The organism is Pontibacillus yanchengensis (assembly GCF_009856295.1).
GTDB classification, from domain to species: domain Bacteria; phylum Bacillota; class Bacilli; order Bacillales; family BH030062; genus Pontibacillus; species Pontibacillus yanchengensis_A.
The window spans coordinates 316,004-338,513 of sequence record NZ_WMEU01000002.1 but is presented as its reverse complement, the minus strand read 5'-3'; the positions used below and the strand labels follow the sequence as shown (position 1 = coordinate 338,513).

The window sequence follows — 22,510 nt, the reverse complement described above, 5'->3', positions numbered from 1 at the left end:
TTTCTGTACGAAATATAGATTTTTCTGGTATAATCGCTTATACTAGGAAATGGTATAGGAGGGGTAAACGTGAACGAATTTAAAAAAGAAGTGCAATCACCGACAAACGATGTAGTTGATTCTGCTAAAGGATTTCTATTTTCTTTTATTTTCTTTTTCGTCATCTTTGCAATTGGAGTAGGCGTTCGCTTAATTGAAATCTTATAAAAGATGGATGAAATACCTATTACTTAGAACCAATACCTAACATGAAAGAGACTGTTGTTACAGTCTCTTTTTTTAAGTAAAGAAAGTTAAAAAATGTTTGCTTGTGAGTATACAGGCCACCAGGTCTAGCCCATACACTGTTAACAAAGCAATTCTTTGTTCTATTAAGTAAAGATGTATAGCTGAAGTAACTGAGAGGCTATATAAGTATTACCGTTCCTGGAATTTATATGAATCAAATCTTTTATTTACATTGCTATCTTATGGGAGATATTGAAAAAACGTACCTGTCTTTTCTTTAAATTCATAATAGACAGCCCCATGCAAATCTGTTCTCATCGCATAAATCCCCTCACCTGCTAACAAATCAATGACCTCTTTTGCAGGATGGCCATACGTATTTTTTTCACCAACAGATATCCACGCAACACTTGGATTAACTTCCTTTACAAAGGAATCGGATGTTGAGAACCGACTGCCATGATGAGATACCTTTAGAACATCGGTTGTTAATCCCGGGAACTGTTGCACGATCTCAAGTTCCGTTTCTTTCCCAATATCACCTGTTAGTAACCAGCTTTTACCACCTATTGAAGTCGAAAGTACTAAGGAGTTCTCATTTTTCTCTTTTGCTTCACGCTTTGGATGCAACACAACAAACGTTATATTTTCAATCGTCACTGTATCTCCTGTTTGGAGATTTTTTACATCAATATCTTCAGGCGTAGAATCCAACTGATAAAAAGGGTTAAGTAAAAGTGTTTCCACATGAAAATGATCTAGAACTAGTTCGGCACTCCCCATATGATCTCTATCCTTATGCGTTAGGATGAGTGTGTTCACATTTCCAATACCTCTTGAATGAAGATAAGGTTTGATAGCATACGTGAATATTTCACCATTATCATTAAATGTTTTTCCAGCGGCATCAATCATAAGAACATGCTTTCGGTAAGGCCATTCAATAATAATGGTGTCCCCTTGACCAACATCCAACATGGTCACTCTTCCTACCGGTGAAAAGTAAGGAAAGAGCGAATGAACAATCAACACAGAAACCATAGTTGTACTAGCTATAAATGCCTTAACGTTTTTCTGTTGCTCCCACATGTACATAAATATAAAAAACATACTATAATAACCAACTCCACTTAACAGGGAGATTTCCCCAATCACCCAATCTATGTATAGATATTGATCGATTATATGAAGACATTGTATTAAAAATTGGATTACAATCGTAAACAATTGATCCAAAACAGAGATAACCACTACAGGTAGCCAATTAACTATAGCTAAGAAGATACAAAATGGCAACAAAATTATTGAGAAAATAGGCACTAGAAAAACGTTAGCCACAATCGAAACGGGGTTTAAAATATAAAATTGATGAACTTGAATGGGGATAAGAGTAAGTTGACTAATAATACTTACATGGAGAAGGGTGCGAAGAGGGGATATAGTTGTAAAAAGTTGTTTGGAGAGTAATAAAGCAAATGTAACAAGAAAGGAAAATTGAAAACCTAGCTGAAATCCGAGGTATGGGTCAATTAGAAGAAGAACGACCACCAAAAAACTAATGATATCTGTAACAGGCCTACGTTTTTGTAACCACGTCATAAAAAGGATTATTTCTGCCATCCATACTGCTCGCACAACGGAAGGTGCTCCACCAGCAATAATACTATACAATGGCAATAAACAAATTAATAACCACCGAATAGACTCTTTTGTAAGAAATCCTGTTCGAAAGCTAAGGAGAGTAAAAAAAGTAATACATAATCCTACATGCAATCCGGATATCGCCAACAAGTGGGACAAATTCCACCGCTGAAACAACTCAACAATATCTTCATCCATCCATTCATCATTACCGAGTACCAAAGTCATTATCCAACTCGCTGTCGAGGGGGAATATGCCTTTTGGATGTTAACAATGATAAATTCGCGGAATTGATGGATGACTGATATACCTTTCGTAGCTTTGCATGCAATGGATTTGGAATCAGCATGCAGTGATCCTGATATCCCTTTAGATTGTAGGAACTCACCAAAATCAAATGCTCCAGGATTTCTAGCCTGTTGAACAGGTGCTTGCATGGCAGTAAACCTACATATAGAACCTACATCTAACCCCGCAATTTGAGCAGAGGTAGAAAAAGTTGTAACTCTCCACTTTTTCTCTTTTTGTAAATCTTTAACATTAAATTGAAGGTACTCCTTGCGGTTAATAGGGGCCGAAATCACTCTCCCTTCCCATTTCTGAATACGTTCATCCTCTATTTCCAATGATGAAGGGGAAACGATTGTAAAAGTAAATGCGAAATAGCAAAAAACAGATACGCTTCCCCCTATAATCACCCAGGACATGCGGAGTCGCCATAATAATAAAACGATGACTATTATGTACAGGAAAGTCATAACAGGTCTTACATTGTCTATATAGAGACCGAGCAACGCACATACTGCTATATAGTGCCACGTCCCTTTCACTTGTCTCCCACCTCTTCCAATGTTAATGAACTTTATTCTAACAGGTGGTCATGCCATTCAACTTTATGAAAAGTTTGTAAAGTTGAACTCCTCATCCTCACTCATTAACCTGAAATAAAGAGGCCGCTTCTCTTCTTAAGGATTCGATTTCTTCCTCAGGGACTTTTTGTTGTTCTAAGCGTTCAATTAAATTTTGTATGTACTGTAATTTTTCCTGTGAATTTGGATCAATCATATTATTTTCTAGCTCTACTTTTTCTGTTCTGACACCTGCATCTTTAAACAACTGTAGGGCATATGGATGATTCTTATAGTCCGTTGCATAATAAACTGCTTTGATTCCACCTTGTATTAAAGCTTTGCAACAATGCAAACATGGAAAATGAGTGACATAAATTTCTGAACCTTCCGTTGCCACACCAAATTTTGCACATTGCAATAAAGCATTCATTTCCGCGTGAATGGTACGCACACAATGACCATCAATAACGTAGCACCCCTCATCGATACAATGTACTCCTCCAGATACACTCCCGTTGTATCCACCTGCTATAATTCGTTTATCACGTACAATGGTTGCCCCAACAGCCAAACGTTCACACGTACTACGTAGCGCTAGTAAATGACTCTGTGCCATGAAATATTGATCCCAGGATATACGTTTCATTGTACACCACCCTTTTCTGAATTTTCCTATACAGTTTACTCTCTGCTTAACCACTCGTCAATATCGTTAAGGAATTTGGATTTTATCCTGAAAGCTTTCCACAGTTTTTTCCCCTACCCCTTTAACGTCCATCAACTCCTCACTGGACATAAAAGGTCCGTTCTGTTCCCTATACTCAATAATGGCTTCTGCTTTTGCTTTTCCGATGCCAGGTAATAATTGCAACTCTTCTGATGTAGCCTGATTTACAAAAATTTTATCCGTCTCGATTGTACCTATAGGTGAACCTGAGGAAATTGCTCCTTCCTCTTGTACGTAAATAACCATCTCATCTAATAACTTTTGAGCCAAATTAACGGAGAGTGGATTGGCATCATCTCGTAACCCACCTGCTTCTTTGATTGCATCCTTCACTCTAGTTCCTTGCTTCATTTGATAAACATTAGGGTGAACAACTGCCCCCTTAACATCTACAAACAAAATATCATTAGCTTCATTATTGATAATGGATGTTTCTTCGGAAAGAGATGACTCTGTTGAGGAGATAGTAACGGGGTTATTAGAGGCAACCGTTTGCGGCTGGTTTTGCTGATTTAATACAATAATGCCAACAATTAACACGGCAGCAATAACAGCAAAGGTTTTTATAATTCGATTCATAATCAAACAACCTTTCTTCATATATTTAATATTGGCACATAAAATGTAGAAGACCTTTGGAGTAAAGGAGGGACATAGATGAAATGGGGAATTATTGGTACAGGTAATATGGGGAGAATCTTGATGGAAGCTTGGTTAGATTCTGGCATGATACAACAATCAGATTTGTATATAACCAATCGATCTTTAAAAAAAGCTGTAGCGTTAAAAGATTATTATCCGGATATAAATGTCATACATGATCCTGCTACATTAGCTCAAAAAGTAGATGTGCTATTTATTTGTGTAAAGCCATTAGATATATACCCCCTTTTAACGGACATACAATCACAGTTAACCGAGAAACATTGCTTAGTATCGATTACAAGTCCATATTCAGTTGAAGAACTTGAAAAACTCGTCCCATGTCAAGTCGCCAGAATCATTCCTAGCATAACAAATAGAGCGAGAACTGGGGTCAGTTTAATGACTTTTGGTACACGTATTGATCCTGTTATGAAAGCATACATTCAACAAAGTGTGAAACTTTACTCAAGACCACTTGAAATTAACGAAGCAATTACTAGAGTATCATCCGATATCGTATCGTGCGGACCTGCATTTTTTAGTTATATTATCCAACGATTCGTGCAAGCTGCATGTGAAGAGACAGACATAACAAATGAAGATGCGACTACCATGATAACCGAAATGTTAATAGGGTTTGGAAAGCTTATTGAAGAGGGGTATTATTCTTTATCTACTTTACAAGCCAAGGTTTGTGTTAAAGGTGGTGTTACAGGGGAGGGAATTCAAATACTTGAAGAGGAAATTGGAGACATGTTTCATCACCTCTTTCAAAAGACACATAAAAAATACCAAGAGGATAAACGAGAGATATCGAATCAACTAAATGACTAATACACATATTCGACTTAGTCACAAAAAATCCTCTCTGATTTTACATTTAATATAAGTATTAAGCTCGGGATATTTACTACTAAAAAAAGAGGAAGCCTCATAAATCAGGCTTCCTCTTACTTATATGGTTTTTCACATACAAAGAAAATACGATCTTGACTTTCTTCATTATAACCGTTTTCATCAGAGAAATCACCATGAATGCTACGTACCTTAAGGCCGGTTTCCTGTAAATAGCCTACATATGTCTCAACCGAAAAAGTCCGCTGATAATGGAGCTCATCAAATCGCTCATACTGATTTCCCTCTCTCACAAAAAACGTCAAATCATGAGAGACTGAGTACGGCCTATCTCCTTCTTCGCAAAACCAAATATAAGAGATATCATCTGTCACTGTACCAAAAGTTTGATTAGCAAGAAAATCTTGTACATACCCAGTAGAGTGGACATCAAATATAAATGTCCCTCCAGGAGTTAGTAATTGATAAGCATTATGAAAGAATGCTTGAACCTGATGAATTTCTGTAATGTAATTCACAACATCACAATAGCAAACCACGGCGTCGAATGTGGAGCTTGTATTCATATTAGTAATATCCATCTGTAACCATCTTATGCTAGATTGATGTTGAATTGATTTTTGGTGAGCAATACTGAGCATCTCTTCTGATACATCAACCCCGGTCATTTTATATCCTTCTTTGTCTAATCGGAGGGTGATTTCCCCTGTTCCTGCACCTAAATCAGCTACATTTTCAACTACAATAGAAGACTCATGCAAACGATTTTTTGTGAAGCTTACCCATTCATCGTAAGGCACATCACTCATGAGCTGATCATAGACCTGGGCAAATCGTCCGTAACTCATCATTACATTTGGCCTTGATTTTGTTCAATCTCTTGATACGTATAAGTGGGTGCATCTCCCCAAAGACGTTCAAGATTATAATAACCGCGTTCATCTTCATGGAAAATGTGACAAACAACATCATCTAAGTCTACAAGGACCCATCTAGAATGTTCAAACCCTTCCAGTCTCTTCACTTCGATATCCTTTTCTTCAACATCTTGTTTGATTCCACGCGCTATTGCTTGTACTTGGCGTTCATTTGAACCGTGACAAATAAGGAAGTAGTCCGCAATAAGAGATACGTTTTTCATATCTAGAACAACAATATCCTCAGCACGTTTATCGTCACATGATTTTGCCACAAGCTCCATCAGTTCTTTACTGTCCATTCTATCTTACCTCCAGCTATTCTAGTTTTTATTTGCTTTCGTTAATGCGTTGTAAGCATTAAAGGTCTCAGGATAAATCGGTTGGTTTTTACTCATTAGAAATTGTATCGTATTTTTAGCAGCCATCCAGCATCCATGATTTAAATCCATCCAAGCCGCATCTCGCACATCAGAGAGACCTGGAAACTTTCTTCCTGGTTCTATATAATCTGCAAGGAAAATTACTTTATCAAGAGGGGTCATATGAGATCGTCCAGTTGTATGATAATGAATTGACTCTAATATTTCCCGATCATGAATTCCTACTTCTCTTTCGACAAGCTTTGCTCCAACTGGACCATGCCATAACTCATGATGATAATGAAGTAAATCCTTTGGCAAATAAGTTGTTTGAATCCAACGCCTCATTTCTTCAATTGGGCGATATTTAGCATAATCATGAAAAATAGCAGCTATTTCTGCTTTTTTCTCGTCAACACCGTAAGTTTGAGCAAGCTGAATGGATGTTTCCATCACGCGAACAGTATGATCATATCGTTCTTGCTTTAGCTTTGGTTTTACGACTGCTAGTGCTTCATCTCTTTCCATACAAACCTCGCTCCTTTATATAGGTTTCAACTCTTTCCGGCAATAAATACCTAGTAGATCCACCATTTTGAACTCGGTTACGGATTAAAGTGGAAGAAACTTCAAACATAGGAGTTTCAACTTTAATAATTGGATATTCGCACTGGAGTTCGAACCCTTTTCGTTGAACCCCCACAAATGAGACTAGTTCTAGTAACTCTTCAATTCTATGCCATTTAGGTAAATACTCCACCATATCTCCACCCATAATAAAATAAAACTCCGTATCTTGGTAGGTATTCACAAGAGAACTGACTGTATCAAACGTAAAAGATGTACCCGATCGTTCAATCTCAATTGTGTTCACATTGAAATGTTGATTTGATTGGACAGCCATTCGGGTCATCTCTAATCGATCTTCTGTATTTGTGTCTGTTGAATCTTTATGAGGGGGATCATTTGATGGAATAAACCATACTTCATCAAGGTCTAGAGCATGATACACTTCTTCTGCTACCAGTAGATGCCCGAGATGAGGAGGATCAAATGTCCCTCCTAACAGCCCAATTTTTTTCATGCTATACTCCTTTTTAAGGTAGTTGGATTTCCTTATTATTGGAAGATTCTTTATAAAGAATGATGGTATTCCCAATGATTTGAACAATATGCGCGTTTGCTCCATCAGCCAATTCTTGAGCTACCTCATTTTTATTATCAAAGTTATTTTGTAAAATACTTATTTTAATTAACTCTCTTTTCTCTAAAGCCTCATCAATCTGTGTAACCATATTATTGGTCACACCAGTTTTCCCCACTTGGAAAATTGGGCTTAAATGATGTGCTTTAGAACGTAAAAATCGTTTTTGTTTACCTGTTAACATGCGTCATCACCTTTCAATTGTTGTTCAAATTTCCCTAGAAGTTCGTCGGCTTGGATCGTTGTATTCGTCCATTTTTCATAGGCTAAAGCTGCCTGATAAATCAACATACCATGTCCATGGAGGATATGAGCACCTTTTTGTTTCGCATCTTGTAGAAATATTGTCTCAAATGGCTTATAGACAATATCTGCAACAATTGCTCCTTTTTTCACATTTGTCAAGGAAATAATTTGTTGATGATCATTCGGAGGCATTCCCACGGAGGTTGTTTGTACAATAATATCATACTGCTCCAGTGATTTCTCTGCCTCACCTAAAGATATTGCTCTAGAAGGAATTTCTTGATCATTTAACTCAACAATCGTATTCGCTCTTTCCGGTGTTCTATTGGCAATATCTACTCGCTGCATATCCTCTTCTAACAGAGCAGTATAGATTCCTCTAGCCGCTCCTCCAGCACCAATGCACAGAGCTTTTGAGGAGGATAAATCTACATTGGGGTAGGCTTCTAATAGTGATCGAACAAACCCTTTTCCATCTGTATTATAACCAATCCACTCACCGTCTTGATAGAGGACGGTATTAACTGCACCAACTTTTTTTGCATACGGATCAAGCTTATCAAGATACTGTAAGATGTCTTCTTTATAAGGTACAGTAACATTAAAACCATCTATTTGTAATTGCTTCATTGATGCTAGTGTAGATTGTAAATCTGCAGGGGATGTTTCAAAAATTCGATACACCCCACTTTCATGTTGCTGTTCAAGAAAATGATGATGAATCCATGGAGACCTGGAGTGCTTAGCAGGATATCCAATCAGACCAAATATATAACCCATAACGTACCTTGCCCTCCTATCATATTAGAGATGAACGTAGCGATACTCGGACGCCTTCTGGTGAATAAGCAGTAACAGTAACCCCGCCTTCTGGTACTGTTACCCATCCAAGCCCAGAAAACACAATGTCTGTTTTACCTTCTTCTATATAGAAGGATTGTGGTTTTAATGGAGGTAAATTGGCTAATGTAGTTTCGTTTGGAGGAACTAATATCTCTCCAACATGATCTTTATACAGCTCATCCGCTTTTTCTAATTTAGTTCTATGAATCATTAATTCATTGGAAAAATAGCATACAAATGAATGCTTATCCCCCTTTTCGAAATCTAAGCGGGCCAACCCACCAAAATAAAGAGTTTGCTCTGGATTTAGTTGAAAATTCCGCGGTTTAATTTCTTTCTTTGGTGTAATCACTTTTAAATCTTGATCTGAAACATAATGAGCCATCTGGTGATGATTAATAATACCGGGAGTATCATAAAGCGATGACCTTTCATCTAACGGAATATCTATGAAGCCTAATGTCGTTCCCGGAAAATAAGAGGTCGTAATAGCTTCTTTTTGACCCGTAGTTTCATGGATTAAGTGGTTAATAAATGTAGATTTCCCCACATTTGTACAACCTACTACGTAAACATCCTTATCTTTACGCATCTGATCCATCACTTCAGCTACCTCTTTCATCCCCTGTCCAGTTTTGGAAGACACTAGAAAAACATCAGAAACTTTCAAACCTTGATCTTTAGCAGATTTCCTCATCCATTGCATAACTTTATTTGGATTAACAGACTTTGGAAGTAAATCAACTTTGTTCCCTACTAACAAAATTGGTTTATTCCCCGTAAAACGAGGAAGACCTTGTATGAAACTTCCATTGAAATCAAAGATATCAATGATTTTAACGATTATTCCATTCGCTTCACCTATTTGGTTTAACATATCTAAGAAATCATCATTTGTTAAATCTACATCCTGCACTTCATTATAATGTTTTAGTCTAAAGCATCGTTGGCATATAACTTCATCCCTATTTAATGCTGATGAAGGTGCATATCCAACAGCATTTGGATCATGGGTTTGAATCTCAGCGCCGCATCCTTGACAAATTATTTTTTCCATTGTTGTTCCTCCCACGAAATCATACCTTTACGACGAAACCAGCTTAACAGGCGCCGCTCTATCTTTCTGTTAACTCTTGTTAAGAATCCATCTGTTTGCACAATGGGTACTACTAATATCGTATGCAATCCAGCACGATTTCCACCTAATACATCCGTTAATAGTTGATCTCCAATTACCACCATTTCCTGTTTCCTTACACCCATTGCTTGTTGTGCTTTTCGAAATGCTTGTCCTAATGGTTTCCTAGCGCTATAGATAAAAGGAATCTCTAAAGGTTCTGAGAATGATGTTACTCGTTTTTCGTTATTATTAGATATAATGGTGACTTGAATGCCATTTGCTTTCATTAATTTGAACCACTCAACTATTTCGGGAGTAGCGTCTCTCGTATCCCATGCTACCAGCGTATTATCCAAATCTGTAACGATTCCCTTAATCCCCTGTTTTTTTAAATCCAAAGGTTTAATCTCAAACACAGATTGAACATGCTCATTTGGTAAAAACTTTTTCAACACCGGGCTCACCTCAATTTATGCCTATTACCGAACATTAACCACTTATTCATGATATACAATTTAGCGTTGCCTTTCAAAAAAAAGTTTAATTTTTTTGAGAAACCTAATCATTATATGTTTAAAAATACTATTTAGACAAGAAACTTTTCGACAAATTCCTACATAGTTTACACTGTGGATAACTTACTCCACAAAACTCACAGTATTGCATCAGTTTATCTTTCCATTATCAACCATTTACCCACAAGTTATATACAGGATCCTGTGGATATCACCTATGTTGTAGCGATATATGATTCATGATAAAGTTAATTTACATTACATGAGTTACATGTTCGAACAACAAATTCTTAATGAAAAGCTTAGTATTACTACTCATCTATGACAAGATTGAGCAAGGTTTCTATTGGGCAATTCATGTCACTAAGAAGAATGGCTTAAGGACACAAGAGAGTAAACAAAGGCTATAAAGTGGAGGAAATTAATAAATTTGGATTAACTCATAAAGTTTATTCCAAGCAGGAGGTGTGTTAGCCCGCATAGTATGCTGGCGAAGTGCTATGGAACACATATCTGATGAATTGTTACTTGATGCGTATATAAAAGCTACCGAATTAAACTTAAGCGATGAATTTATTAAACTAATTGAAGAAGAACTAAAACGAAGATCTATCTCTCATTCCATCAAACAAACAAGTTAAAGGATGCTTCAAAACCTTATCACAAAAAAGTGATAAGGTTTTTTATTGATTTTTTCCCATTTATCAACTCAACCCTATCAAAATTGGGAAGACTTAACGATAATACACGTTTTCGTTTATATAATTCTTTCCTATTTAATATAAAAACCCATCATTCCCCCTTTGCAAGTAAACATTAGTTGAACCTAGGACCTTTTTTTGCTTACAATGGAGTGGATACTATGTCAACAAGAACAAACATATGCTAAAGCACAATCGCTTTGCAAAACGAGGGAGGATTTAGACTCAATGTTAATTGCTGTATTCTTACCACTCATATTTGCGTGTCTTATACCCTTCTTAAGTAAATGGAAACAAAAGGTTCATACAGGATGGTTTGTTTTACCTATCCCTTTTAGTATATTTTTGTTCCTTATCCTTAAGGTGGGCAAACAATTTTCTCCAATTTCACAGTCATATAATTGGATACCTTCTCTAGATATTAACTTTGATTTATATTTAGATGGGCTTGGACTATTGTTTGGGCTATTAATTAGTGGTATTGGCACCTTAGTGGTTCTATATTCAATATATTATCTACATAAGACTGAACAATTAGGCCATTTTTATGTATATCTTCTTATGTTCATGGCTGCTATGCTAGGCGTTGTATTTTCAGACAACGTGTATGCTCTGTATTCCTTTTGGGAACTTACTTCTTTTTCATCCTTTCTTTTAATTGGTTATTGGAATCATCGAAGTGGATCCCGCTATGGAGCATTAAAATCGATGTTAATTACAGTTTTTGGTGGATTAAGCTTGTTAGCTGGACTCATTCTATTAACAATTGTTACAGATACAACAAGTATTCAATCCATGATCGATCAAAAGGATACTATTATGAATAGCCCTTATTTCGGATGGATTCTAGGTTTTGTATTCTTAGGAGCCTTTACCAAATCAGCTCAATTTCCGTTTCACATTTGGCTTCCTGATGCAATGGAAGCTCCAACACCCGTTAGTGCCTACTTACACTCTGCAACGATGGTAAAAGCAGGTATTTTCTTAGTAGCACGTTTCTTGCCTATACTTTCACTAAGCGAATGGTTCTTTGTTGTAGTTAGTGGTATAGGTATTATCACCCTTTGTTGGGGCTCCTTCATGGCAGTTCGCCAAACGGATTTAAAAGGAATTTTAGCTTTTTCAACGATTAGTCAACTTGGTATGATTATGTCTATGCTTGGCTTCGGTACAGACGCAGCTATATTTGCTGCTGTATTTCATATATTAAACCATGCTACTTTTAAAGGTAGTCTCTTTATGGTTGCCGGTATAGTGGATCATGAGACAGGCACAAGAGACATACGAAAGCTAGGCGGATTAATGACTTTTATGCCCATTACAGCTACACTAGCGTTATTTGGTACATTCTCTATGGCCGGTGTACCTCTCCCATTCTTGAATGGTTTTTATAGTAAGGAAATGTTCTTTAAATATTCCCTGGAATTAGGAGAATATAGTGGAATCGCTCAAGGATTAGCAACAGCAATCCCATTCTTAGCGGTACTTGGTAGTATTTTTACATTTGTATATTCCATGTACCTTGTCTTCGGTACGTTTCGTGGTGAATATAAAAAAGAGGAGCTACCTCAAAAACCACATGAAGCACCAATTGGAATGCTCATTTCCCCTATCATCTTAGTTATTGGAATTATTGTCATTGGCTTGTTCCCACATCTAGTGAATGGGTCCTTCTTAGCTCATGCAGCTGAAGCCATTAGTGGCCATGAAAGCCATAAACATATTAGTTTTTGGCATGGATTCGTAACTCCGTTATTCATGTCCCTTGCTGTCGTAGGTCTTGGAACCCTTCTTGTACTAACGCGTAAACGTTGGAATTCTATCTACAATGTGATTCCTGGTAAGTTAAGTTTCAATCGTGTTTATGATTGGTTGGTTGATCGAACGGAACGCTTCTCTTCGAAAATCACCAAAACCTATATGACTGGCTCGCTAAAACTTTATGTTCAGCTCATATTAATTGCGATTATTTTTGGCACTATAAGCATGATTGTCATTACAAATGGCATAAACCTTGATGCTACTGACCTAGCAAAAATAAGGTTACCTGAGTTACTAGTTGTAGGTATGATGGTTCTAGCTTCTATTGCTACCATTTTTACGAATAACCGCATTGCTGCCATTCTTATTTTAGGCGTAGTAGGATATGGACTATCGATTCTATTCGTTTTATACCGAGCTCCAGACCTTGCGTTAACACAGTTGATTATTGAAACTGTAACTGTGGCTCTATTCCTTCTTGTCTTCATGCATCTACCGAAGTTAGAAAAACGAAATGAATCAAAAGGGTCTATCTTTATGAATGCCGCAATTTCAATATCTTTTGGAGGTATGATGACCCTTGTTGGGATTTCATCCTATACTAGCAAATGGTTTGACCCTATTTCAGATTATTTCTTGGAAACATCTAAATCGTTGGGTGGAGGAAGTAACGTCGTAAACGTTATTTTAGTTGATATGCGTGGACTAGATACGCTATTTGAAATTGCCGTTTTAGGAATAGCAGCTTTAGGGATATATGGAATGATTAAACTTCGCCGTAAGAAGGAGGCGAAATAATATGGAAATTATCACTTCAATGTTAGCTGGTATTTTATTTGCAACTGGTATCTATAATTTATTACAAAAACAAATGTTACGAATTATTATCGGAACAGCCTTACTCTCCCATGGAGCCCATTTATTTATTTTAACGATGGGTAAGTTAAAACGTGGGAAACCACCGATATTAGTAGAGGGTGTTGAAAAATACGTAGACCCTCTTCCTCAAGCACTCATTCTAACCTCCATCGTCATAAGTTTCGGAGTTACAAGCTTTTTGCTAGTGTTAGCCTACAGAGCTTCATTATTAAACGAAACCGACAATATGGAAGAATTAAGGGGTAGCGATTATGAGTAATTTAGCCGTCTTACCAATTTTAATACCGTTATTAGCTGGGATTTTTGCAGCTTTTATTCATAACAAAACAAAAATGGTCCGTATCTTTTCTATTATCGTATCCATTAGTAACTTAGTTGTTGTCTCTTATATTGGGTACTTGGTCTTTCAAAATGGATCTATCATTTTAGAAACAGGTGGTTGGAAAGCACCATATGGAATCGTTCTAGTAGCCGATATGCTTTCTATCCTTCTAGTTATTACAACCAATATAATTGCAGTAGCTTGTGTATTCTTTGCAAGAAAAAGTCTAAGTCAACAACAAGAAAACTTCTATTTCTATACATTCTTTTTCTTACTAATCACTGGCGTTTCAGGTGCATTTCTAACTGGCGATTTATTCAACCTATTCGTATTTTTTGAAGTGTTATTAATGGCCTCTTACGCCCTTATCGTTCTAGGCGGTGGTAAGATTCAGTTACGAGAATCGATTAAATATGTATTAATTAATCTATTCTCTTCTATCCTGTTCGTTACCGTGGTTTCCTTTTTATATTCTGTCGTAGGAACGGTTAACATGGCTCAAATCGCTGAGCGTGTTCAAGAAGTAGAACAAAGAGGTATTCTTACGACCATAGCCATTCTGTTGTTTTTCGTGTTTGCAACAAAAGCAGCTGTTTTTCCACTTTACTATTGGCTTCCTAAATCATATGTTGTGCCTAACCCAGTAGTATCAGCCTTATTTGGTGCGTTGCTAACAAAAGTTGGAATCTACTCTATATTACGTGTGTTCACAACCATCTTTGTCTATGAGATTGATATCACGCATCAATTTTTCTTATGGTTAGCTGCTCTAACTATGATTTCAGGCGTTATTGGAGCGCTATCCACCAATAATATTAAGTTAATTATTTCATACAACATTATTCCGGCAGTTGGATTTATGCTTATGGGAATAGGACTATACACAGAAGCTTCTATTTCAGGTTCTATTTATTATCTATTGCACGATATGATTGTTAAAGGGACACTTTTCTTGATTGTAGGTGCCATTGTAGCTATAACTGGCACAAGCGACTTAAGAAAAATGGGAGGTCTGATTCATCATTATCCTGTTATAGGTTGGTTATTCTTTGTGGCTTCACTTACGTTGGCTGGTATCCCTCCATTTAGTGGCTTTATAGGTAAATTATTACTATTACAAGAAGGGCTCGCCCAAGATCAAATTGCTATTGTCATCATTGGCTTAATCACAAGCCTTTTGATTCTATTCTCCATGATTCGTATATTCATACAAGCGTTTTGGGGTGAAAAGGACGATACCATTACGCCAAATCGCATAAAATCAAGAGCGTACGCGTGGCCAATAGCTTTCCTTGTCGCCTTTTCTGTTTTTCTCGGAGTTGGAGCTGAATATGTGTATCCAATGGTTGAAGACATCTCCACATATTTATTAGACCCATCTCAATACATCGATTCCGTGTTAAAGGAGTAGACCTAATATGCCTTTTCAGATTGTATTAAATATTACTATCGCGCTCATGTGGATGTTCTTAAATGAAAGCTATCACTTTAGCAATTTCGTTGTAGGGTATCTGATTGGAATCTTTATGCTGTTTCTATTACAGCGATTTATCCCAGACGAATTTTACATGAAGCGTGTCATGAAGATTATCTATTTAGTATTGCTATTTATTAAAGAGCTTTTGCTATCCAATATCTCAATCGTAAAATGGGTATATAAGCCAAACTTGGACATGGAACCAGGTATCTTTGCATTGCCAATCGATTTAAAAAGCAATTGGGAAATTACACTACTAGCCAACCTTATTACACTTACTCCTGGTACTCTATCCATTGCTGTATCAAACGACCACTCCTATATTTACGTACATGCGATGAATATAGAGGATGTCGAAGAAGAGATTAACTCAATCAAAGATTCCTTTGAAAAGGCAATTAAGGAGGTGACAAGATAGCATGGAAGCCCTAGAAATGACGCAAGCTTTATTAAAAATTGTCACTGAAATTTGCATTGTCGGAGTCTCTATTTCTATATTCATTCTGCTCTATCGAGCTATAAAGGGGCCAACTAATCCAGATCGAGCCGTTGCGCTAGACACAATCGGTATCAATCTTATGGGATTGGCAGGATTGCTTGCCATTTATCTTGTTACTACTAAGCTAAATGATATTATATTACTGATTGGTATCCTGTTGTTTATAGGAACCGTTGCTATCGCAAAATTCTTGGAAAAGGGTGTTATCATTGAGCGGGACATGGATTGAAATCATATGGGACATCGTGATCATGCTTTTCCTACTGTCTGGAACTTTCTTTATTATTTCAAGCTCTATTGGAATATTACGATTTCCAGATGTGTACACTCGTCTACATGCTGCAACAAAAGGCGCAACCTTAGGGGTAGCTGGAATTATGATTGGGTCGTTCCTATTTATGTATATTGAATATGGAATTGTTAGTGGTAAGCTCATCCTTGGGATTATCTTTGTCCTGATAACAGCTCCTGTATCAGGGCACATGATCTCACGAGCTGCTTATCGAAGCGGTGTGCGACTATGGGACCAAAGCATAAAAGACGATTATGATAAAGCATTTAAATCAGAAGAACAACAATCGTAATTCATACAAAAAGCATTCTACTCGCTCAGTAGAATGCTTTTTATTTTGTAATCCTGTTAGTTTTTTGTTATTCCAATTGAAAGCATAATAGAATGTGGAGAATAAGCACAGCTTTAATATTCTTCTTAATTAAGCTTAAATCGATAGTAAAAGCTAGTTGTTTCCTATTCAATCTTTCCATCCCTCTTACACAAATTGCAACATGATAATTAATCATTCCATTTTGAACAATACAGAATAAAATGTTTCTTCCATAGCATCCTTCTGACTAAGGTAATCAAAAGATCTTACATTTTATTTAGGTCTTTTAGCGAATAGAAAACCTCGTTTTTATATTTATGATTACATTTCTCTTTTTATATAGCTTGAATTAAATCCTTTACTCATACTTTTCTATACTGGACAGACACAATCGAAAAACGTGTTGCATAAGGTTACTATATAGGCTATGGCCTAAATGAATGGTGGAGGTGCATGCGTTTGTCTAGTTTAGTGTCCGCTTTGGTTTATCTTGTTAAAGAAACGATCTTCTTTGTATCTTATGTTAAAAATCATGCCTTCCCACAACCACTTAGTTCAGAAGAAGAAACAAAATGTCTAGAAGCCATGCAAGAAGGAGATGAAGATGCTCGAAACCGCTTAATTGAACATAACCTTCGTCTTGTCGCTCATATTGTCAAAAAATTTGAGAATACAGGCGAGGACAATGAAGACTTAATTTCCATTGGAACGATAGGGTTAATTAAAGGAATAGAAAGCTTCTCTCCAGGAAAGGGAACAAAACTTGCAACGTATGCTGCACGTTGTATTGAAAATGAGATATTGATGCATTTACGAGCCTTAAAAAAGACAAAAAAGGATGTTTCCTTACAAGACCCAATTGGCCAAGACAAAGAGGGAAATGAAATTAGCTTAATCGATATTCTTAAAGCGGAAAATGCAGATGTTGTAGAGTTAATCCAGTTAAATATGGAAGTTGAGAAAATACAAGAATACTTACAAATTTTAGATAGCCGTGAAAAGGAAGTTATCATTGGTAGGTATGGTCTAGGATTGAAAGATGAATTGACTCAACGAGAAATCGCAAAAAAACTAGGAATCTCAAGGAGTTATGTATCTCGCATCGAGAAAAGAGCATTAATGAAGATTTTTCATGAATTCTATCGCAAAGAAAAAAATAAATCTTCTTCCTAGCTATATAGGCTATTCCCTATACAGATTTTCACCTCCGCACATACCCTAATCATAACTATACAGGTTAATGAGGTGAGAGTGCATGTACGGCTTTGGAGACTGTGGATATCCTTATTCAGCATATCCACTACCATGTGGCTATAGACCATACTATGGAGGATACGGCTTAGGTTTGGTTGTGGTATTGTTAATCCTATTGCTTGTACTTGGTGGCTTTTATTATTACCGGTACTATTATTAACAAATCTCCCGAACTTTTTGAGTTCGGGAGATTTTGTGTCATCTGTTTTTGACACAAAAAAACACGAGAGACATTGAATTAGCCCCTCGCGCTTCTACCTACTTCCTTATTCTTGGTGTTGCTCTTGATACTGTTTATAGTACTTCTTCCATTTCACTACAAATAGCATAGATGCTACTATACTAACACCTGTCAACATTAATAATATGGAGTTAAATTTGTTCGGATGAATATAAGTGGTAATCAATGTACCTATATAAAAATAGAAGCTTAAAATAATTAATGTTAAGATAAAACGCTTATAATCTTCTATTTTGGCTTTTAATTCTTTTGTCATGTTTTCCACTTTACCACCTCTCCCTCTTTTAGCATGATAACATGTATAATGAAGGCGAGAGTCTAGTAAATCATGGAAATACTATAGATTCTTAAGCATGCTCTGTATGAGTGTAGCTGCATGTTTAGCTGCTGTCGCTAGGTATTGATCAAAGGATACACTTGACTCCTTGCCAGCAATATCTGATAGAGACCGTATAATTACAAAGGGAGTCTGATAGTGAACACAAACTTGCGCAATAGCTGCAGCTTCCATCTCTGCCGCTTGTAATAGTGGGAATTTGCTTCGTACAAACTCTACTCTAGCTGGATCGTGCATAAAGGCATCTCCTGTAGCAATCAATCCTCTTACACTATGAATATCATGCAATTCTTCTGTAGCTTCCTCAGCAACCTGTACAAGCTTCTCATCAGGTATGTAAGCAGCTGGCATATCAGGAACTTGTCCATACTCATAACTAAAAGCTGTTACATCTACATCGTGATGACGGACCTCAGAAGAAATAATTAAATCCCCAACTTTGAGTTCCTTTGCAAATCCCCCAGCTGATCCAGTGTTGATAATATGGGAAGGTTGATACCGTTCATGCAAAATACTAGTTGCCATAGCTGCATTTACTTTTCCTATACCAGACTTTGTTAATACAATTTCCTTCCCTTCAAGTGTACCTTTGTAAAACACACAACTTGCGATGGTTTCTTTAGATTGAATATCCATCTCATGAGAAAGAATGCGAATTTCTTCATCCATTGCACCGATTATACCTATTGTCATTGTCTTCTCTCCTTACTGCTCTTCCTCTTCATTAGCTTCTTCATTTTGTTCTTCTTGATTTGTTTCTTTATGGTTATTCTTTTTGTCGTTTTCTTTTAATTCCTCAACTTTTACTGGTTTCCACCCTTCATTTTCAACCCAGGTAGAATACACGCGGTACACTTTTGTTTGAGCATTATTCGTTACGGTACCAACAACGCTTTGACTATCTTTCCCTCTTGTAGTCCACCAATTAATCATATTCCCTTCACTTAGCCCTGTTGCTTTACGAAAGGAAGCCTCCATTTCCTTCCAATCTTTCGTACCTTCTGTGTAGGTTGTTGTGTGATTGCCTTCTTGATCGGTAACTATTGGCTCCCAGTCCTTTTTGATTGTTTTCACAACATTTGGATCATCTGATTCTGTAGTGATTTCTTCTGAATTGGTATTATCTTCTTCTGATTCATTTTCCTTATCGTTTGATTTCTTATCACTCTCTTTATCTGTTGAATCAGTTTGTTCTTCCTCTTGCTTTGAAGTACCATCATTTTCTGAAGAGGATTGGCCCTCCTGCTCGTTTTCTTCAGATTTAGAAGTGTCCGTTTCCTCATTCGATTTGCTCTGATTGCTTTCTTCATTCTTCGTTTCTTTTTCATTTTCATCGCTTGCAGCCGGTGTACCATTCTCTCCAAAAGGCAAGATTAGTATAAGCAACAATACTGCTGCTAGCACACCACCTACAATACCGAGAGTTGTGATTAGTTTTGTACTTCTTCGCTTTTTATCAAAGCGGTTTATTCTAGATCCATTATCCATCATTCCATCCCCCTTTGCTACATTATACTATGGGTTAAAAACAGAACCAATGCTTCACGAATGATGAATTTTATATTTACCTGTCGTTTTTGGACTTTTTTTGTAACGAAGAAGGAATTTTTCAGAATAATGTGTAATATAATGAACTATATATACAAATTCTGCGAAAGAGGTGGAATAGAGTGAAATCATCGAAGTTTAGTCGAGAGATGTGGAACTTATCAACCTTTGAAGAAGTAGGTTATGACAAGGTGAATCAAATATTTACAGTGCACTTTTTTGATGGAAGTTTATTGGAACTCTATAAGATTACAGAAAAGCATGTGTTTGAATTTGTCCTTTCTACTGATAAAGAAGTGTTTTTAAAAGAGTATTTATTAAAAGAATACCCTTCTCATTTGTATAAACAAAAGACCTTCTTACCATGTTAGATTAGAAGGTCTTTTCATTAAGATATTCCACCATTTTTCTATATACAGCATAGGTAGCATCGGAATCATTTGAATCAAGGTCCACAACGACCATGGCATAACGTGGTTGCTCATAAGGGAAAAATCCAGCAAACCATCGATATGGTTCTATGCCTGGACCAACTTCTGCTGTTCCTGATTTCCCAGAAACCCCCAAACCTTGAAGAACGTTACCTGTTCCGTCCTTACTATTCACTACTTCATACATTAACTCTCGCAAGCGAAGAGCACTATAAGAGGAGAGACGATTCTCTTCAATTGGATGCTCCTCAAATGTTGCCATGGGAGCACCATTTTTGTATAGCACTCTAGAAGCACCGCGTACTTCTTTTTTCATTCCATCCGAAGCAATAGTAGCCATCATGTTAGCTACTGCCAGTGGTGTAACTTTTACATTTTGTTGACCTATGGCCGTATTAGCAATCATGTTAGCGTCTCGCTTATGATTATCTTGCGCCCATATAGTTGTGGCCTCTTCTTTAGGAAACTGGCTAAATTCCTTGAAATGAAACACATCTCCCTTCCAGCCGACAGTCCCATTAAGGCCTAATTTCTCCACATAATGATCAATCACTTCAGGGTCTTCTTCCATCATTTCTTGTGCGATCTCCACAAAGGTCCGATTACAACTCTGAGCAAAGCTTTCTGTGAAGCTGAGCATCCCCAATTCTCTTTCGGGTGGAACATCTTCTTTAATACCAAGGTCACAGTTAAACATACGATGAATATTAATAGAAGGGTGTTCAATAGCAGCAGCAGCAATAACCGTCTTGAATACAGACCCAGGAAAATGCGCCTTTAGCATGTAATTGTGTAACGTGTCATCCTTGGAGTCGTTTTCGTTTAAATATGGATTCTCATAATTAATTTGCGGTCTACTCACCATAGATAAGATATCTCTAGACTGTACATCCAATAGTACTAACCCTCCTTTTTTTATACCTTGCTGTTCTAGGATACGTTCTCCTTCTTTCTGTATATCAATATCAATTGTCGTTTGGACCTGTACCGGATAAAAAGCATCCTGCACTCCTTGGTATTTAACATTGAGACCGAATAATGGATCACCATGTGCGTCGACATGATACAAGAGCTTTTCTTCTCCGTTTGTTGCTAGAAAAGGCTCAAATACAGCCTCAAAACCTGAAATACCTCTTGTAGAAAATGTGGAAGTGGATTCCTCTTTCCCTTCCTTTTCTCTTACTAGACCTAGAAAATGAGATGCATACACTGGATCTTCTTCAAGGTTACGCTCGACAGGATAAATTCCTGGATAGTTTAACTCTTTAAGCGTCGTAAACATTTCCTCAGTTACCTCTTCATTCAGTATATCTGATATATAAAAGGGATCTTCTGTATTTTTTATGTAATAATTTAAATTATAATCAGGGATTCCAAGTGTATCTGATACTTCTTCTAAAGGATAATCCATATCTCTTAAAAAAGGAAAAAAAACAATATCATGCTCTTTTGGTTTTGTTAACTCAATCTGGTTTCGGTCAATAAAATGACCTCTTCCATCGTTAATGGATAGTTGTTGAGTTCTCTGCTCTACACTTTTCTCTAGTAAGTTAACCCCTTCACGACCAAAATCCTCTGAGCTGAATAGTTGTAAATCAGCTAATCGGTAAAGGATAAGGGCAAAACTAATCAACAGGACGACTGCAATCCCTTTTATTCGAGTGCTTTTCATTGGCCTCACCTCTTCACCATTATCACCAGCGATAATAGCAATTAAACGTTTCGATAAGAGCCATTAAAAGATAAGGCGCTAGAGAAAAATAGTTATTAAAAGTTATTCAATAATCGAGGCATAATTTTGAAGACTTGAAGTTGAGATAAATTTGGTGATCGCACAGAAAGAGCGATGTTTTCGTAGATTTAGTTAGAATAAAGGTGGCCGTGGAACAACTCCTGCGATGTTGGGAGAAACGGAAACATTGCGAAGTTAGAGAGGTTGAGGTATTTGAATATCTTCTGACGGGTCTACACCCTAGTATGTTCTAGTATAACAATTGGTTCATAACAAAAAATTCTGTGGCAAGAAAGCTAATGGACATTTAGTTCGCTGTTTGTAAAAAATAAAGTTTTATTTGTCCGTAAGATCTACCTAAAGAGGGTTTTCACTAAAAATAAGGGCTTATATGTCCTTTCGGGAGACATAAAACATTTGGCCGCGGGTCCGATAGCCATTACTCGGCTTGGGGTAATAGTTCAGCTAATACTCCGCAATAGCCCCATTATCTTGAAGACTTGGAGTCGAGATATATTCAAAAGGTGATGGGTCCGATACTTGAAAAGTGGAAGGGGGTTACGGTGAA

25 protein-coding genes and 1 pseudogene are annotated in these 22,510 nt (G+C 36.9%); 11 read left to right on the top strand and 15 right to left on the bottom strand.

Annotated features, from left to right (window positions below; translation table 11 throughout):
- The first annotated feature begins 69 nt into the window (after positions 1-69).
- Entirely contained in the window at positions 70-207 is a 138-nt protein-coding gene (locus tag GLW08_RS08835; RefSeq protein WP_036818259.1) for a YqzM family protein, read from the top strand.
- Positions 208-468: 261 nt separating this feature from the next.
- Here GLW08_RS08835 and GLW08_RS08830 read toward each other — a convergent pair whose 3' ends face one another.
- From GLW08_RS08830 to GLW08_RS08820, 3 genes are all read right to left on the bottom strand, one after another.
- Positions 469-2,700 carry a DNA internalization-related competence protein ComEC/Rec2 gene (locus GLW08_RS08830; RefSeq protein ID WP_160848275.1) on the bottom strand — a complete coding sequence of 744 codons (2,232 nt, stop codon included), beginning with the start codon at positions 2,698-2,700 and terminating at the stop codon, positions 469-471.
- Positions 2,701-2,797: 97 nt separating this feature from the next.
- Positions 2,798-3,367 carry a ComE operon protein 2 gene (locus GLW08_RS08825; protein ID WP_160848274.1) on the bottom strand — a complete coding sequence of 190 codons (570 nt, stop codon included), beginning with the start codon at positions 3,365-3,367 and terminating at the stop codon, positions 2,798-2,800.
- Positions 3,368-3,433: 66 nt separating this feature from the next.
- Entirely contained in the window at positions 3,434-4,027 is a 594-nt protein-coding gene (locus tag GLW08_RS08820) for a ComEA family DNA-binding protein (RefSeq protein ID WP_160848273.1), read from the bottom strand.
- Positions 4,028-4,105: 78 nt separating this feature from the next.
- Here GLW08_RS08820 and comER point away from each other — a divergent pair, with 78 nt between their 5' ends.
- Positions 4,106-4,927 (top strand): late competence protein ComER, encoded by an 822-nt coding sequence (gene comER / locus GLW08_RS08815; RefSeq protein ID WP_160848272.1) that lies wholly within the window; start codon positions 4,106-4,108, stop codon positions 4,925-4,927.
- Positions 4,928-5,043: 116 nt separating this feature from the next.
- Here the strand turns inward: comER and GLW08_RS08810 are convergent, their stop codons facing one another.
- From GLW08_RS08810 to GLW08_RS08775, 8 genes are read right to left on the bottom strand one after another with little or no spacing between them, the layout of a single operon-like run.
- On the bottom strand, positions 5,044-5,799 hold the full coding sequence (locus tag GLW08_RS08810; protein WP_237458374.1) for a class I SAM-dependent DNA methyltransferase: 756 nt from the start codon (positions 5,797-5,799) through the stop codon (positions 5,044-5,046).
- A complete protein-coding gene (rsfS, locus tag GLW08_RS08805; RefSeq protein WP_160848271.1) occupies positions 5,799-6,167 on the bottom strand; it encodes a ribosome silencing factor in 369 nt (122 codons plus the stop codon). Before rsfS ends, GLW08_RS08810 begins: the two co-directional genes overlap by 1 nt.
- Before the next feature lie 21 nt (positions 6,168-6,188).
- A complete protein-coding gene (yqeK, locus tag GLW08_RS08800; protein ID WP_160848270.1) occupies positions 6,189-6,755 on the bottom strand; it encodes a bis(5'-nucleosyl)-tetraphosphatase (symmetrical) YqeK in 567 nt (188 codons plus the stop codon).
- Positions 6,742-7,311 carry a nicotinate-nucleotide adenylyltransferase gene (locus GLW08_RS08795; protein ID WP_160848269.1) on the bottom strand — a complete coding sequence of 190 codons (570 nt, stop codon included), beginning with the start codon at positions 7,309-7,311 and terminating at the stop codon, positions 6,742-6,744. Before GLW08_RS08795 ends, yqeK begins: the two co-directional genes overlap by 14 nt.
- 13 nt (positions 7,312-7,324) lie before the next feature.
- Complete coding sequence (gene yhbY / locus GLW08_RS08790; protein WP_160848268.1) at positions 7,325-7,615, bottom strand: ribosome assembly RNA-binding protein YhbY; 291 nt, start codon at positions 7,613-7,615, stop codon at positions 7,325-7,327.
- A complete protein-coding gene (aroE, locus tag GLW08_RS08785) occupies positions 7,609-8,457 on the bottom strand; it encodes a shikimate dehydrogenase (RefSeq protein ID WP_160848267.1) in 849 nt (282 codons plus the stop codon). Before aroE ends, yhbY begins: the two co-directional genes overlap by 7 nt.
- Before the next feature lie 19 nt (positions 8,458-8,476).
- The gene (yqeH, locus tag GLW08_RS08780; RefSeq protein ID WP_160848266.1) at positions 8,477-9,577 is read right to left on the bottom strand and encodes a ribosome biogenesis GTPase YqeH; all 1,101 of its coding nucleotides are present in this window, start codon (positions 9,575-9,577) and stop codon (positions 8,477-8,479) included.
- Positions 9,565-10,095 (bottom strand): YqeG family HAD IIIA-type phosphatase, encoded by a 531-nt coding sequence (locus GLW08_RS08775; RefSeq protein WP_160848265.1) that lies wholly within the window; start codon positions 10,093-10,095, stop codon positions 9,565-9,567. The genes yqeH and GLW08_RS08775 overlap by 13 nt, the downstream gene beginning before the upstream one ends.
- 527 nt (positions 10,096-10,622) lie before the next feature.
- Between GLW08_RS08775 and GLW08_RS08770 the strand changes: the two genes are divergently transcribed.
- From GLW08_RS08770 to sigK, 8 genes are all read left to right on the top strand, one after another.
- Positions 10,623-10,796: a sporulation histidine kinase inhibitor Sda gene (locus GLW08_RS08770; protein WP_423808691.1), complete on the top strand. Its 174-nt coding sequence runs from the start codon at positions 10,623-10,625 to the stop codon at positions 10,794-10,796.
- A 288-nt stretch (positions 10,797-11,084) separates the two neighbouring features.
- Positions 11,085-13,415, top strand: coding sequence for a Na+/H+ antiporter subunit A (locus GLW08_RS08765; RefSeq protein ID WP_160848264.1), 2,331 nt, complete (start codon positions 11,085-11,087; stop codon positions 13,413-13,415).
- A 1-nt stretch (position 13,416) separates the two neighbouring features.
- Complete coding sequence (locus tag GLW08_RS08760) at positions 13,417-13,755, top strand: Na(+)/H(+) antiporter subunit C (RefSeq protein ID WP_160848263.1); 339 nt, start codon at positions 13,417-13,419, stop codon at positions 13,753-13,755.
- A complete protein-coding gene (locus GLW08_RS08755) occupies positions 13,748-15,229 on the top strand; it encodes a Na+/H+ antiporter subunit D (protein WP_160848262.1) in 1,482 nt (493 codons plus the stop codon). Before GLW08_RS08760 ends, GLW08_RS08755 begins: the two co-directional genes overlap by 8 nt.
- Positions 15,230-15,236: 7 nt before the next feature.
- Positions 15,237-15,713 carry a Na+/H+ antiporter subunit E gene (locus GLW08_RS08750; RefSeq protein ID WP_160848261.1) on the top strand — a complete coding sequence of 159 codons (477 nt, stop codon included), beginning with the start codon at positions 15,237-15,239 and terminating at the stop codon, positions 15,711-15,713.
- A gap of 1 nt (position 15,714) precedes the next feature.
- Complete coding sequence (locus GLW08_RS08745; protein WP_160848259.1) at positions 15,715-16,023, top strand: Na(+)/H(+) antiporter subunit F1; 309 nt, start codon at positions 15,715-15,717, stop codon at positions 16,021-16,023.
- Positions 16,004-16,378 carry a monovalent cation/H(+) antiporter subunit G gene (mnhG, locus tag GLW08_RS08740; protein WP_160848257.1) on the top strand — a complete coding sequence of 125 codons (375 nt, stop codon included), beginning with the start codon at positions 16,004-16,006 and terminating at the stop codon, positions 16,376-16,378. The genes GLW08_RS08745 and mnhG overlap by 20 nt, the downstream gene beginning before the upstream one ends.
- Before the next feature lie 480 nt (positions 16,379-16,858).
- Entirely contained in the window at positions 16,859-17,572 is a 714-nt protein-coding gene (gene sigK, locus GLW08_RS08735; RefSeq protein ID WP_160848255.1) for an RNA polymerase sporulation sigma factor SigK, read from the top strand.
- Between the two features lie 347 nt (positions 17,573-17,919).
- Here sigK and GLW08_RS08730 read toward each other — a convergent pair whose 3' ends face one another.
- The 3 genes and pseudogenes from GLW08_RS08730 to GLW08_RS08720 all read right to left on the bottom strand — a co-directional run.
- Positions 17,920-18,150: a YrhC family protein gene (locus tag GLW08_RS08730; protein ID WP_160848503.1), complete on the bottom strand. Its 231-nt coding sequence runs from the start codon at positions 18,148-18,150 to the stop codon at positions 17,920-17,922.
- A gap of 81 nt (positions 18,151-18,231) precedes the next feature.
- Positions 18,232-18,924, bottom strand: coding sequence for a 5'-methylthioadenosine/S-adenosylhomocysteine nucleosidase (mtnN, locus tag GLW08_RS08725; RefSeq protein ID WP_160848253.1), 693 nt, complete (start codon positions 18,922-18,924; stop codon positions 18,232-18,234).
- A gap of 78 nt (positions 18,925-19,002) precedes the next feature.
- A pseudogene (locus GLW08_RS08720) lies at positions 19,003-19,722 on the bottom strand (DUF1510 family protein); the annotation flags it as partial.
- Between the two features lie 179 nt (positions 19,723-19,901).
- Between GLW08_RS08720 and GLW08_RS08715 the strand changes: the two are divergent.
- A complete protein-coding gene (locus GLW08_RS08715; RefSeq protein ID WP_160848249.1) occupies positions 19,902-20,150 on the top strand; it encodes a KTSC domain-containing protein in 249 nt (82 codons plus the stop codon).
- 1 nt (position 20,151) lies between these two features.
- Here the strand turns inward: GLW08_RS08715 and GLW08_RS08710 are convergent, their stop codons facing one another.
- Positions 20,152-21,882: a peptidoglycan D,D-transpeptidase FtsI family protein gene (locus tag GLW08_RS08710; RefSeq protein ID WP_160848247.1), complete on the bottom strand. Its 1,731-nt coding sequence runs from the start codon at positions 21,880-21,882 to the stop codon at positions 20,152-20,154.
- Positions 21,883-22,510: the final 628 nt, after the last annotated feature.

Bases quoted from the DNA above. Each gene is read 5' to 3' on its own strand.
- GLW08_RS08760 (WP_160848263.1), top strand. From the start codon at position 13,417: ATGGAAATTATCACTTCAATGTTAGCTGGTATTTTATTTGCAACTGGT.
- yqeK (WP_160848270.1), bottom strand. From the start codon at position 6,755: ATGGAAAGAGATGAAGCACTAGCAGTCGTAAAACCAAAGCTAAAGCAA.
- GLW08_RS08825 (WP_160848274.1), bottom strand. From the start codon at position 3,367: ATGAAACGTATATCCTGGGATCAATATTTCATGGCACAGAGTCATTTA.
- GLW08_RS08730 (WP_160848503.1), bottom strand. From the start codon at position 18,150: ATGACAAAAGAATTAAAAGCCAAAATAGAAGATTATAAGCGTTTTATC.
- GLW08_RS08765 (WP_160848264.1), top strand. From the start codon at position 11,085: ATGTTAATTGCTGTATTCTTACCACTCATATTTGCGTGTCTTATACCC.
- yqeH (WP_160848266.1), bottom strand. From the start codon at position 9,577: ATGGAAAAAATAATTTGTCAAGGATGCGGCGCTGAGATTCAAACCCAT.
- GLW08_RS08755 (WP_160848262.1), top strand. From the start codon at position 13,748: ATGAGTAATTTAGCCGTCTTACCAATTTTAATACCGTTATTAGCTGGG.
- GLW08_RS08810 (WP_237458374.1), bottom strand. From the start codon at position 5,799: ATGATGAGTTACGGACGATTTGCCCAGGTCTATGATCAGCTCATGAGT.
- aroE (WP_160848267.1), bottom strand. From the start codon at position 8,457: ATGGGTTATATATTTGGTCTGATTGGATATCCTGCTAAGCACTCCAGG.
- mtnN (WP_160848253.1), bottom strand. From the start codon at position 18,924: ATGACAATAGGTATAATCGGTGCAATGGATGAAGAAATTCGCATTCTT.
- yhbY (WP_160848268.1), bottom strand. From the start codon at position 7,615: ATGTTAACAGGTAAACAAAAACGATTTTTACGTTCTAAAGCACATCAT.
- rsfS (WP_160848271.1), bottom strand. From the start codon at position 6,167: ATGGACAGTAAAGAACTGATGGAGCTTGTGGCAAAATCATGTGACGAT.
- GLW08_RS08795 (WP_160848269.1), bottom strand. From the start codon at position 7,311: ATGAAAAAAATTGGGCTGTTAGGAGGGACATTTGATCCTCCTCATCTC.
- comER (WP_160848272.1), top strand. From the start codon at position 4,106: ATGAAATGGGGAATTATTGGTACAGGTAATATGGGGAGAATCTTGATG.
- GLW08_RS08820 (WP_160848273.1), bottom strand. From the start codon at position 4,027: ATGAATCGAATTATAAAAACCTTTGCTGTTATTGCTGCCGTGTTAATT.
- GLW08_RS08710 (WP_160848247.1), bottom strand. From the start codon at position 21,882: ATGAAAAGCACTCGAATAAAAGGGATTGCAGTCGTCCTGTTGATTAGT.
- GLW08_RS08750 (WP_160848261.1), top strand. From the start codon at position 15,237: ATGCCTTTTCAGATTGTATTAAATATTACTATCGCGCTCATGTGGATG.
- GLW08_RS08745 (WP_160848259.1), top strand. From the start codon at position 15,715: ATGGAAGCCCTAGAAATGACGCAAGCTTTATTAAAAATTGTCACTGAA.